Source organism: Pectobacterium versatile (assembly GCF_020166435.1).
Classification (GTDB): domain Bacteria; phylum Pseudomonadota; class Gammaproteobacteria; order Enterobacterales; family Enterobacteriaceae; genus Pectobacterium; species Pectobacterium versatile.
In genome coordinates, this window is sequence record NZ_JAINZP010000010.1 from 35,030 (window position 1) to 47,062 (window position 12,033).

Below are 12,033 nucleotides of genomic sequence, written 5' to 3' on the forward strand. Positions count from 1 at the left end.
CTCGCCTTCCGGCAAGGTCTCACTTACAACATTAATGAAACTGTTTCATTAAGAATGAAGCTTTTCATCAAAGTTGCCCAGTAACCGGATGCGGTACGCATCGTAATGACGATTAGCTGGCGGAAAAGTTACTCCCCTTTGCCTGACTGAAGATAGGTGAAAAGACGATCCTGGTCAAATAATTATCGCGTTATTCACTCTGCATTTCCCAGCGTGGCAGAATCGGCTGGGAATACCACACCCGTTTGGCGGCGAATTTCCGTCAGCAGTCCGGCGACGGTGCGTGAGCGCGCCAGTTCCGCATGGTTAATGTTGTTATTGTTCACCAGCGTGGCAAAGACTTCAGCTTCGTACAGCATGCTGTTGATATGCTGTGGCTGGCTGAGATCCACCTGCTTGCCTTCACGCGGAATGAATTTCACGTTATGGCATTCGGACACTTTTTCAATCACCAGCGAACCGTCTTCCCCTTGAATTTCGCTAGGAATAGCGGAGTGGCTGACTTTGGAGTGGACGATGGTCACATCGAAATCGCCGTAATTCAGGATGATGCTGCCATGTGCGTCGACGCCGCTTTCCAGCAGTGTCGCACTGGCCTGCGTGGTGCACGGTTCGCCCCACAGCGCTACGGCGAAGGCCAGACAGTAGTAGCCGATATCCATGATGGAACCGTTGGAGAACGTCGGATTGAACGTGTTGGGATTCTCACCTGCCAGATAGCGCGGGTAGCGCGAGGAATACTGGCAGTAACTCAGCACCACTTTACGCAACCTGCCGACTTTCGGCAGTGCCTGCTGTACCACGCTAAAGTTGGGTAGGCTGGCGGTTTTGAACGCCTCAAACAGCACAACTTGATTTTCTCTGGCGCAGGCTATCATTTGTTCGACTTCATAGCGGTTGGAAGCCAGTGGTTTTTCACAGATGACGTGCTTACCGTGACTCAGGAAAAGCAGCGCCTGTTCGCAGTGCAGTGAGTTAGGGCTGGCCAGATAGACGGCGTCGATAAGATCGGATTTCGCCATGGCTTCCAGAGAATCAAATAGCGTATCCACCATATAATCGGCTTGAAACGGCTGCGCTTTTTCTACCGTTCGGGAATAGATGGCGGTGAGCTTCAACTTACCGGTTTCATGGGCGGCATCAACAAACTGACGGGTGATCCAACTGGTTCCTACAATAGCGAAGCGAATCATAAGCGTTTGGTATCCTGAAAGCATTCATGCATGACTATGCAGATTATCACGGTGAAATGACAAGGCAACGTCAATCATTTCCCATTCCGGCAGAGAAAAGCATTTACTGACGGGCTATTTTAAGGGATAAACAGCGCAAATTTTATGATGCAGGAGAGGCTAATGAGCCAACTCGAATTGGAAACGTGCAACCTGACGTTGGTGCGTTACCCTCAGGTCGCTGAAAACTCGGCGCTACAGGCGTGGGATGCCGCAGATGAATATCTGCTGCGTGAACTGGCTAGCATGGAAATCGCGCCGGGCCCGCGCCTGATTTTCAATGATACGTTTGGTGCGCTGGCCTGCGGTTTACAGGCGCAATCGCCCGTCAGTATCAGTGACTCTTATCTCAGCCAACTGGCGACGCGACATAATCTGGAACTGAACGGTTATGATGCCGATGCGGTAACGTTGTTGGATAGCATGGCGGATCTACCCGCTGCGCCCGCGCTGGTGGTGATAAAAATACCGAAAACGATCGCGCTGCTGGAACACCAGTTGAGAATGTTGCGTAAGGTCGTTACGCCGCAAACGCGCATCATCGCCGGGGCGAAAGCTCGGGATATTCATACTTCTACACTGCAACTGTTTGAACGCGTGATGGGGCCGACGAAAACCTCGCTGGCCTGGAAAAAGGCGCGTCTGGTTCACTGTGAGTGGGCGGAACTAAAAGTCAGTGAGCAGTCACTTACTACTGAGTGGGAGCTGGATGGTTACGGTTATCGCATTCAAAATCATGCTAACGTGTATTCGCGTAATGGGTTGGATATCGGCGCCCGTTTCTTTATGCAGCATTTGCCGGAACAGATAGACGGTAAGATCATCGATCTCGGCTGTGGTAACGGCGTTATTGGGCTGGCGGCGCTGGAAGCCAACCCAGAAGCCACTGTCGGCTTCTTTGATGAATCCTACATGGCGGTGGCATCAAGCCAGATCAACGTTGAAGTTAACCGCCCGCAGGATATTGAGCGCTGTAGCTTCGTGGTGAACCACGGATTGTCTCGCGTGAGGCGCGATACGTTGCAGGCGGTGCTGTGTAATCCCCCCTTCCATCAACAGCAGGCTGTGACTGATGAAATCGCCTGGCAGATGTTTATGGATGCCCGCCGCTGCCTTCAGGTTGGCGGAGAACTGCGCATTGTGGGGAATCGCCATCTGGATTATTTCCACAAGTTGAAGCGTCTATTCGGTAATTGTGAAACCCTCGCCAGCAACACGAAGTTCGCTGTACTGCGTGCGGTTAAAACGGGATCGTCCCGCTAAGCTGAATTTGTCTATACCCTAAATAATTCGAGTTTCAGGCAGGCGGCAAGCGAAGGACAAATTCGTCGGGAACGAATTTGACCAGCCAACGGCTGGCCTCCGGTGAGAGACAGGATGTCTCTCATTTAATCCCGATGAGCTTACTCAGGTAAGTGATTCGGGTGACAAATCTGCCGGGAGCAGATTTGAACGCTGCTCGCAGCGGCCCCGACGGGGCGAGGCTCATGGATGAGCCGAGTAACGAGCGCAGCCAACGCATATGCAACTTGAAGTATGACGGGTATAAACTACAGCGTTAACGCCAGCCGGGTGGCCTGATCGATCGCCCGGCGAGCGTCCAGCTCCTGCGCCACATCGGCACCGCCAATCAGATGAACGTGACATCCAGCAGACAGTAAAGGGTCATACAGCTTACGGTTGGGTTCTTGACCGGCACAGATAATGATGTTATCCACTGGCAAACAGCGTGGTTGCTGGTCGTGGATGATGTGCAGTCCCTCATCATCAATATGGTGATATTCCACGCCGTCCAGCATTGTCACGCCGTGGCGCAGCAGCGTGGTGCGGTGTATCCAACCTGTCGTTTTCCCCAGATTTTCACCGGGTTTGCCGGATTTTCGCTGTAATAACGTAATGTCCCGCTGATGGGGAAGCTCGCTAGGTTGATGAGACAGCAGGCCGCCCCGGTGCTGCAATTGTTTATCGATACCCCATTCCGCATAAAAGTCGTCATGCCCAGCCTGAGAAGACTGGGGATTAAGGCGATTATTCTTGTTCAAAAGATCATTCTTACTCAAAAGATAGTGCGCGGTATCAAAACCGATGCCGCCTGCGCCGATAATGGCTACCCGCTTGCCGACAGGCTTTTTGTCACGCAGCACGTCCAGATAACTCAGCACGCTAGGGTGATCGATGCCTGTAATCGCGGGGATACGCGGCACGATGCCACAGGCCAGAATCACGTCATCAAAACCGAGTAAATCGGCGGCGGTTGCCTGCGTGCTCAGGCGAAGCGTGACGCCGAGCAATTCTAGCTGCCGACGGTAGTAGCGCAGCGTTTCATAAAATTCCGCTTTGCCGGGTATCTGTTTGGCAATATTGAACTGTCCGCCGATATAGGAAGACGATTCAAACAGCGTGACCTGATGGCCGCGTGCAGCGGCGTTGACGGCAAAAGCCATGCCAGCAGGCCCCGCGCCGACTACCGCAAAGCGTTTACCGACTCTGGCGGGTTGGATAGGCAGTTCGGTTTCGTGGCAGGCGCGCGGGTTGACCAGACAGGACGTGATCTTGCCAGCGAAAATCTGATCGAGGCAGGCCTGATTGCAGCCGATGCAGGTATTGATTTCATCAGCACGCCCCGATTGCGCTTTTGCCACCAGTTCCGCATCGGCGAGAAAAGGGCGAGCCATCGACACCATGTCAGCACAGCCTTCGGCCAGCAGTTGCTCGGCCACGCCGGGATCGTTGATGCGGTTGGTGGTAATCAGCGGGATGCGGACTTTCCCCATCAGCTTCTCCGTCACCCAGCCGAAGGCACCGCGCGGCACCAGCGTGGCGATAGTCGGAATGCGCGCTTCATGCCAGCCGATACCCGTATTGATGAGCGTTGCACCTGCCTGCTCAATCGCCTGCGCCAGTTGCACAATTTCTTGCCAGCTTGAGCCTTCTTCTATCAGGTCGAGCATGGATAAACGATAAATCAGAATGAAGTTCGGCCCTGTTCGCTCCCGCACGGCGCGAACAATCTCAAGTGCGAAGCGGCTACGGTGCTGAAAATCGCCGCCCCATTCGTCATCTCGATGGTTGGTGTGCGTCACCAGAAACTGATTAATCAGGTAACCTTCCGACCCCATGATTTCCACGCCATCATAACCGGCCTGCTGCGCCAATTCGGCGCAACGGGTAAAGTCGTTGATGGTTTGCACGATATCCTGCGTACTCATTTCTCGTGGCGCAAAGCGGTTAATCGGTGCCTGAATAGCCGATGGTGCAACCGGATCGGGCTGATAACTGTAGCGTCCGGCGTGAAGAATTTGCAGCGCGATTTTTCCGCCTGCGTCGTGTACCGCCTGCGTAAGAACCTGATGATGCACCAGCTGCGCCTCGTCATGCAGGGTCGCGCCGCCTTTGGCAACGGCACCTTTGGCGTTTGGCGCAATGCCGCCTGTGACAATCAGGCCAACGCCGCCCTGCGCGCGCTCACGGTAAAATGCCGCCAGCCTTTCGGTGCCGTCCGGGTGTTCTTCCAGACCGGTATGCATGGATCCCATCACTACGCGGTTCTTTAACGTCGTGAAGCCAAGATCGAGTGGGGAAAGCAGCGTGGGGTAGGCAGTCATTGCACTCTCCGGTGAAGTTAACTGGTCTGATGAGTCATGATGTTCAATCTAGCGGTAATTGAGGGAATTGTGAAATTTATGTTTATTTATTGTGATTGATGTCATTGCGAATCTCGGGGAGAAGCGCGTGTAGACAAGGGGTCGTGTGCTGGAGTGTTTGTTGTCAGGGGCGTGTCACATTATAATCCGCGAGTTTATTGGGCAAAGGTATCGTTATGCGGGTGGAAGAGTTGGAATATCGGCTGAATAGTGCGCTTCAGGCGTTAGAGCAAAGCGTTCAGCGGCAGCAGCAGATGTGGCGGCAGGAACATCAGTCCCTTCAGCAGCAATTACTTCAGGCAAAAGAGCGTGACGCTTACCTTTGTACGCAGATTGAACGGCTCTCTGCGCAGCTGAGCGCGATGGATAGTTCGCCGGAGCGCAATCCGCTGATTCAGAAAATGAAAGCCATTCATGCCCATCTTGATGTGTTGGCACAAGAGGCCACCGCCTTTAGGCGTTCACTTCGGTAATTGCACCGCAGTATTACTATGATGCGTCGTTAACACCCTATTTCGTTAACGTAATGCTTCCGCTTCCTTACACAATTTCTCCTCATTCTCCATAATTGCCGCAAATGTGGAGCCGACACTTGCAGAGATTTACCCTTGCTCTAATTAACTGAAGGTGTCGGGCCTATACTTTGTCTCGTAGCACGGCACTCGCCGTCGACAAGTCAATTCAGAGAGAGGAATAGAATATGCGTAAACTCACTGCAATGCTGGTTGCTTCTTCTTTAGCATTGGGCGCGGCAGGTATCGCGCATGCTAGTGATGCCCCGAAAGGTCCTGGCCCGGAACACAAGATGATGATGAAAGAGGGTCGGGAGCATCGTGGCATGATGGGGCCGGATGCGATGTTTAAGGAGCTGAATTTGACGGAAGCGCAGAAGCAGCAAATTAAAGACATCATGAAAGATTCCCGCGAGAAAATGCACAAAGCGATGCAGGATGACCGCCGCGATATGCATAGCCTGGTCGCCTCCGATACGTTTGATGCCGCAAAAGCACAGGCACAGTTGGATAAAGCCGACGCCGCGCACAAGGCCAGAATGCTTAACGGACTGGAAACCAAAAACAAAATTTACAACGTTCTGACGCCAGAACAGAAGAAGCAGTACAACGACAACTTTGAAAAGCGACTGACTCAACCGCAAAAACCTGACGGCAAGCCCGTTCCTGCGGAATAACTCGTTATTTCATGAATCGGCGCGATAGCTAAAATACCCAAGTCAGTAGACCACCGGATTGACGTATTACCTCACGGGTAATGCTTCGGTCCGGTGGTTTTTTTATTTATTTTCCCTCTCCCATCACACTGTGAGTAGGGAAATGATTAATGCTATTCTCACGCGGAGAGCGCAGATGAAATGATCGGACAGTGGGCGGTAAAGGACAGATGAATCACGATTTGACGTTGAAAACGATAAAATTCATGCCGTTTCTGTTTCTGACCACCCTGATAGTGAGTTGTCTGGGATTTCGGTTTCGGGTGTTGGATGAGCTATCGCTGTTTTGGCCTGCCAACATTCTGGTTTTTTGCCTCATGATTAGTTTCAGAGCCAGAAAAGGGACGATAAAAGGTAAAACGCTCTCTATCTGTATCGGTTTTTTGGTGGGTTATGCCGCGATGCTGTCGGCCGCGTTACTGATGGACAATAACTCACCGTTAAAAACCAAGGTGTTGTTATGTTTGTGCAATATAGTCTTTGTGGTGACGGCCTGGTGTGCCTTTTGCCTGCTGTGTCGGTTTACCGGAAAGTGGTCGACCTTTGAGAAATTCAGCAAATATTACGTCTATATTATTTTCGCTTCGACGTTTGTTGGCGCGTTCTTATCCGGCGTGGCATATGGGTTCTATGCGTATGTCTATGATACGGGGAACCGCTATGCCGAGTTTATGGACTGGTTCAGCGAGCAACTGGGAACCGGCATTATCCTCGCGTTCTTTTTCCTGCGCGGTAAAGACATCCTGCGGGCGCTACGGAATATTCCGCTGTGCCCTAAGAATATCAGAGAAAATATCTTTCCCTTTCTGGTCTTCATCATTTTCTTATTAGTTAGCCTGTTTTTTCTTGATGCCAGCCTGATTACGCTGTCCGTTATTCCACTCACGCTGTGTGCGTTCAATTACTCTTTCCCGATCATGTCGCTGCTCTGTGCGATTACTGGCGTAATACTGAATTATCTCTATATTAATCAGGTCGGTATACTCATCGATTCGAACTCCGAAGCGTACATTAATTCGTTTCTGACCACGGCGCGGCTAAATATCGCGATGCTAATTATGGCGATGTTAAGCGTCTCTCATTTTGTCTCGATGAACCGGCGACTGATTAAAATCATTGAAAGCGGCAGCCGGAAGGATGCGCTCACCAATACTTTCAATCGTCGGGCGTTTCTCAGCATGTTGAATGGGAAGCAGAATGCGCCGGGGTATAAGAAAAAGTGCCAATTAACGCTGCTCTTTCTGGATATCGATTATTTTAAGCAGGTCAACGATACCTACGGCCATGCCTGCGGTGATGAACTGATCGCCAGCTTTGCCCGTATGCTGAGCACCGCTATTCGGCCGAGCGACATTCTTTGCCGCTGGGGTGGTGAAGAGTTTGTCATTGCGGCTTATGACCTGACGGCGGAGCAATCTGAAGCGATGGCCGAAGCGCTGCGACATCTTACGGAATCCACGGCGCTTATGCTGTCCGATGGGCGGGAAATCCATTTTACGACCAGTATTGGTGTTGCCGTGTTTGCCCAGTATGAGGGCGGTAATATTTACGATCTGATCGGGCTGGCGGACGAGCAGCTATATAAAGCGAAGGCGCAGGGGCGTAATCGTGTCTGCATGCGTCTGGTCGAGGAGGCTTAAATCTTCCCTTGACCTTCCCCTTACTGGAATGTTTACCCTCAAAACGTACTGTGACTGATTGAGGGGTTGTGATGAAGAACGTCCATTTGTTATTAACGGCAGCGTTGCTGGTTCCGTTTCTCTCGTTTGCGGCCGACAGCGCGCATAGCGGCCATGGTTCTGCAAACGACGCGTCGTCCTCCCAGCAGGTGTATAAGAAAGGGATGGATGCGATGCATAGCGAGATGATGGAAGGGATGCAGTCCAGCGACCCTGATATTGCCTTCGCCAAAGGGATGATTGCCCACCACCGTGGCGCGATTGATATGGCGAAGACGGAACTGCAATACGGCAAAGATCCGGAATTGCGCAAGCTGGCGGAAGAGATTATTAAAGCTCAACAGCCAGAGATCGACCAAATGGAAGCCTGGCTGAAGAAGCTGGGCAAATAGTCAATTTTCCGATGGCACTTCTTCTGAGAGGCGTCATTTTGCTTTTATCACGCCGTGAATTGGGCGGCTTTGCCTGATTGGTAAAAATTTAGTGACTGTTTTCACAGAATAAAACGTGGAGATAGCTTTCTCTGCGTTAACTTGTTAGAAAACAGGAAAGGACGTCACCAGAATCTTCTGGGCGAGACCTGGATAAAGCAGCGTATAGCACGCTGCTTTATCCAGGTTTTTTTTTGCTTATTTTCCAGTTGGCCAGAGGACAACAAACGGGATGACGTGTATCAGGCAGTTGCAGCCATTGACGAAACGGGAAGTCATTATGAATAGCAAAGTGCTCGCTGAAAGTATTCTGGAGTTAGTCGGAGGGGAAACCAACGTTTCTACTCTGGTGCATTGTGCAACACGCTTGCGCTTTAAGATTGTTGATCACGGTAAAGTGGATGTGGCTGCGCTTGAGGCGCTGGATGGCGTCATTACGGTCATCAATGCTTCAGGGCAATTGCAGGTGGTGATCGGGAACCGAGTGCCGGAGGTGTACCGCGCTTTTGGTTCGATCTCCAGGCTGCTGGAGGACGGCGACGGGAAACGCCAGACGGCGGGAAGTGAGGCATCAACGTCTGCGATGGGACGGCTGATCGATCTGGTTGCTGGGATCTTTACCCCATTGCTGGGGGCGATGGCGGCAGCAGGGGTGCTGAAAGGCGCGTTGTCTATTGTGATTGCGCTCGGGTGGCTGAATACCAAAGAAAGTACCTATGTCATCCTGCACGCGGCGTCTGACAGCCTGTTTTATTTCCTGCCGATGCTGTTGGCGATTACCGCCGCGCGTAAATTCGAAACCAACATTTTTGTGGCCGTGTCGGTTGCTGGCGCACTGGTTTACCCCACGATTCAGGGGCTGTTCGACGCCGGTCAGCCCGTGACGTTCTTTGGCCTGCCCGTTGTAATGATGAAGTACACCTCCTCGGTGATCCCGATCATCTTCAGCGTGTGGCTGATGTCGTATATCGAGCGTTTCCTGAATCGCCATATTCATGAAAGCGTGCGCAATATCCTGACGCCGTTCTTCCTGCTGGTACTGATGGTGCCCCTCACGCTGATGACCATCGGGCCGATTGGCATTTCAGCCAGTAAGCTCATTGCGTCGGTGTTTGTCAGTATCTATAGCTTCAACCCGATTATTGCCGGGGCGCTGATTGCGGCGGCATGGCAGATTTTAGTGATCTTCGGCGTGCACTGGGGCTTTGTGACCGTGTTTATTAATGACCTGTCGGTCATGGGACACAGCTACCTCAAAGCGGCATCCAGCCCGTCGGTCTTCGCTCAGTCTGGTGCGCTGCTGGGCGTCATGGTGCGCACCAAAGATAAAAAGCTCAAAGCGCTGGCGGGCAGTACCTTTATCGCCTCGCTGTTTGGCATTACAGAACCTGGCGTTTACGGCGTCACGCTGAAGCTGAAAAAACCGTTTATCTGTGCGGTGATCGCAGCTGCACTGGGGGGCGCGATCGTCGGTTACGCGAAAAGCTCGGCAATCTCCATGGGAATGCCCGGTTTACTGACGCTGCCGATTTTCTACGGCGAAGGTTTTGTTGGGTTCCTCATCGGTTGCGCTATCGCCTTCGCGGTGAGTTTTGTACTGACCATCATTGTTGGTTTTGACGATCCCGTACCTCCTGCTGAAAAAGCGCCAGTGCCAACGCACTCTCCAGCAGCGACACCTGCTGCACCTGCATCACGTCAGCACGCCAATGCTGTGCCCCTACCGCTGAAAGACGCACCTGAAACGGCTGAACAGCTGGGGTCGCCAGCAAAAGGTGAACTGATCTCGCTGGAAGAGGTAAATGACAAGGTGTTCTCTTCCGGCGTCGTCGGGCAGGGTGTCGCCATTCTGCCGCAGGAAGGGCGCATCTATTCTCCTGTGGATGGCGTGATTGCCAGCACGTTCGCGAGTGGCCATGCCGTCGGCATTCTTTCGCAGGGCGGTGCAGAGATTCTGATCCATGTCGGCATCAACACGGTACAACTGGAAGGCCAGCATTATCAGATGCACGTTGCAGAAGGCGACAAGGTGCAAAAAGGCCAACTGCTACTGGAGTTTGATTTGGAAGCAATCCAGAAGGCGGGCTACGACACAGTGACGCCGATGGTAATAACGAATGCTGATGAGTACCACCTCTTCAGTCCGGGCACCACACGTCAGCTGATGGTAGGGGAGACGATTATCGCGCTGGCATAACGCAATAAATCAGACGGCGCTGTGTGAACACGCCGTCTCATATAAAAAAGTCCAATGCTTTATCATAACCGATGGACTTTACCTTTAAGTTTAAAATAGATATTTAAAACGAATACGTGCGCCATAGCGATCTTTATCACTGCTGTCCACGGAGGTCATTTCTCCACGGCCATTGATATATGAATAATATGCGCCAAGGTACGTTTTAAAGTTATCCATCTCTAAGATGCTAGGTAATTCATAAGAAGTAAATATAGTATGGATATCATATTTACCGGGGCGTAGCGATTTTTCTTGGCCGGGGTTGAAATTGGTATCGCGTTGATAATATTTAATGTCATTATGTGCATAAATATAACCAACTTGTAGCTTGCGCCATAATACGTTGGCGCCAATTGAGAAATCACTTTCGTTTTTCGCATCTAAATATGCCGTGCTTAAGTTAGCAGCGATGCCATTTTCAGCGTTATTTTTTAAGTTATCCCAATTAAAATTGAGGCCATAGCCGGTGCGACGAGATTGGTCTTCAAATTTCCCATCTGCATTTTGGTAACCGTAGGCATTGCGTATGACGTTAGCGTCTATAGCTCCCGCAATGGTGAGGTTATCTTTTTTCCATGCGGCCACAGGGCGAACGTAAACCACGTTTTTGCGATTATCTAATTGTCTACCATGATATTTTCCATCTTGGAACACCTTACTACCATCTTCAACTAATGTGTTCACTTCGAAGTACCAATCATTGTAAGTGCTACTTAAATTCATGGCTCCACCATTATCACTTCTTCCTCGACCTTCTTTCATCATATAGACATAGCCAAATCCGTCTGCATATAAATCGTTGGCGCTGTTTCCCGAGTGTTCAACGAAGGTATCTTGGTTAAGTGGGAACATATCGTAGGCTTCATATCGGCCAATCTTGAAGTTCCACTTATTATCTTGACCAAAATAGAAGACGGCATCATCGAGACCCATAGAACCGGACATGTTGGCCAAAGGTTGTACCTTAAATCCGGCACGGTTCCCATTGGACAGCGCTCGCTCTCCGTCTAAACCAATCAAGAGGCGCCCATTCAAATCCCAACGCTCTTTATCTTTAAAGTCTCCAGAGCCATCCCCAGCCTGAGTGTGCATTGAGGTGATTTGGCCTTTGCGGCTCGCACCATCAATGTTAAATTCGACATCGCCATATAGCTTTAATGTGCCCCAATCGCTGTTATTTGCCACAAAACTGTTAGATTTTTCAGCGACGCTTTGTCGTTTTTCTAATTGATTGACTTTTTCATTAGCCAGTGTGGCATTCGCTTGAGCCTGATCTGAATTTTTCTCAAGAGTAGTGATACGCTGCTCTATATTCACTGAATTCGTGATTTTTTGCGGTGTATTCTTATTCGTGATTAATTGCTCAAGCCTCGCTGCTTTTTGTTCCGCAGAGGCCGCTCTTGATTCTGCATCTACCGCTCGTTTCTCAAGAGAATTTAAACGTGCTTCAATGTCGCTTAACGAACTATCTGCGTTAACTAATAAAGGAGAGGCACTAAGTAAAAACCCTATCACTAACGATAGCTTATTTATTCTCATCATTTATTCCTCTTTTTCTATGTAAAGTGTTACCAATAATC

9 protein-coding genes are annotated in these 12,033 nt (G+C 50.8%); 6 read left to right on the forward strand and 3 right to left on the reverse strand.

The features are described from left to right. Positions 1–194: 194 nt before the first annotated feature. Positions 195–1,193 (reverse strand): Gfo/Idh/MocA family protein, encoded by a 999-nt coding sequence (locus K7X24_RS13095; RefSeq protein ID WP_224555255.1) that lies wholly within the window; start codon positions 1,191–1,193, stop codon positions 195–197. Between the two features lie 162 nt (positions 1,194–1,355). Between K7X24_RS13095 and rlmG the strand changes: the two genes are divergently transcribed. Beyond that, positions 1,356–2,495: a 23S rRNA (guanine(1835)-N(2))-methyltransferase RlmG gene (gene rlmG / locus K7X24_RS13100; RefSeq protein WP_224555257.1), complete on the forward strand. Its 1,140-nt coding sequence runs from the start codon at positions 1,356–1,358 to the stop codon at positions 2,493–2,495. Positions 2,496–2,782: 287 nt separating this feature from the next. On the opposite strand, the gene K7X24_RS13105 is transcribed toward rlmG, so the two are convergent. Continuing rightward, on the reverse strand, positions 2,783–4,837 hold the full coding sequence (locus tag K7X24_RS13105) for an NADPH-dependent 2,4-dienoyl-CoA reductase (protein ID WP_224555259.1): 2,055 nt from the start codon (positions 4,835–4,837) through the stop codon (positions 2,783–2,785). Positions 4,838–5,052: 215 nt separating this feature from the next. Between K7X24_RS13105 and K7X24_RS13110 the strand changes: the two genes are divergently transcribed. From K7X24_RS13110 to K7X24_RS13130, 5 genes are all read left to right on the forward strand, one after another. Next, a complete protein-coding gene (locus tag K7X24_RS13110; protein ID WP_224555260.1) occupies positions 5,053–5,349 on the forward strand; it encodes a hypothetical protein in 297 nt (98 codons plus the stop codon). Positions 5,350–5,576: 227 nt separating this feature from the next. Further along, a complete protein-coding gene (gene spy, locus K7X24_RS13115) occupies positions 5,577–6,065 on the forward strand; it encodes an ATP-independent periplasmic protein-refolding chaperone Spy (RefSeq protein ID WP_224555262.1) in 489 nt (162 codons plus the stop codon). A gap of 209 nt (positions 6,066–6,274) precedes the next feature. Beyond that, positions 6,275–7,744: a GGDEF domain-containing protein gene (locus tag K7X24_RS13120; protein ID WP_224555264.1), complete on the forward strand. Its 1,470-nt coding sequence runs from the start codon at positions 6,275–6,277 to the stop codon at positions 7,742–7,744. Between the two features lie 71 nt (positions 7,745–7,815). Next, positions 7,816–8,175, forward strand: coding sequence for a DUF305 domain-containing protein (locus K7X24_RS13125; protein ID WP_224555266.1), 360 nt, complete (start codon positions 7,816–7,818; stop codon positions 8,173–8,175). A 319-nt stretch (positions 8,176–8,494) separates the two neighbouring features. Then, positions 8,495–10,411, forward strand: coding sequence for a beta-glucoside-specific PTS transporter subunit IIABC (locus K7X24_RS13130; RefSeq protein WP_224555267.1), 1,917 nt, complete (start codon positions 8,495–8,497; stop codon positions 10,409–10,411). 90 nt (positions 10,412–10,501) lie between these two features. Here the strand turns inward: K7X24_RS13130 and K7X24_RS13135 are convergent, their stop codons facing one another. Further along, positions 10,502–11,992: a carbohydrate porin gene (locus tag K7X24_RS13135; RefSeq protein WP_224555345.1), complete on the reverse strand. Its 1,491-nt coding sequence runs from the start codon at positions 11,990–11,992 to the stop codon at positions 10,502–10,504. Positions 11,993–12,033: the final 41 nt, after the last annotated feature.

Excerpts from the sequence above, each read along its gene's own strand:
- rlmG (WP_224555257.1), top strand. The coding sequence starts at position 1,356 with ATGAGCCAACTCGAATTGGAAACGTGCAACCTGACGTTGGTGCGTTAC.
- K7X24_RS13135 (WP_224555345.1), bottom strand. The coding sequence starts at position 11,992 with ATGAGAATAAATAAGCTATCGTTAGTGATAGGGTTTTTACTTAGTGCC.
- K7X24_RS13095 (WP_224555255.1), bottom strand. The coding sequence starts at position 1,193 with ATGATTCGCTTCGCTATTGTAGGAACCAGTTGGATCACCCGTCAGTTT.
- spy (WP_224555262.1), top strand. The coding sequence starts at position 5,577 with ATGCGTAAACTCACTGCAATGCTGGTTGCTTCTTCTTTAGCATTGGGC.
- K7X24_RS13110 (WP_224555260.1), top strand. The coding sequence starts at position 5,053 with ATGCGGGTGGAAGAGTTGGAATATCGGCTGAATAGTGCGCTTCAGGCG.
- K7X24_RS13125 (WP_224555266.1), top strand. The coding sequence starts at position 7,816 with ATGAAGAACGTCCATTTGTTATTAACGGCAGCGTTGCTGGTTCCGTTT.
- K7X24_RS13105 (WP_224555259.1), bottom strand. The coding sequence starts at position 4,837 with ATGACTGCCTACCCCACGCTGCTTTCCCCACTCGATCTTGGCTTCACG.
- K7X24_RS13120 (WP_224555264.1), top strand. The coding sequence starts at position 6,275 with ATGAATCACGATTTGACGTTGAAAACGATAAAATTCATGCCGTTTCTG.
- K7X24_RS13130 (WP_224555267.1), top strand. The coding sequence starts at position 8,495 with ATGAATAGCAAAGTGCTCGCTGAAAGTATTCTGGAGTTAGTCGGAGGG.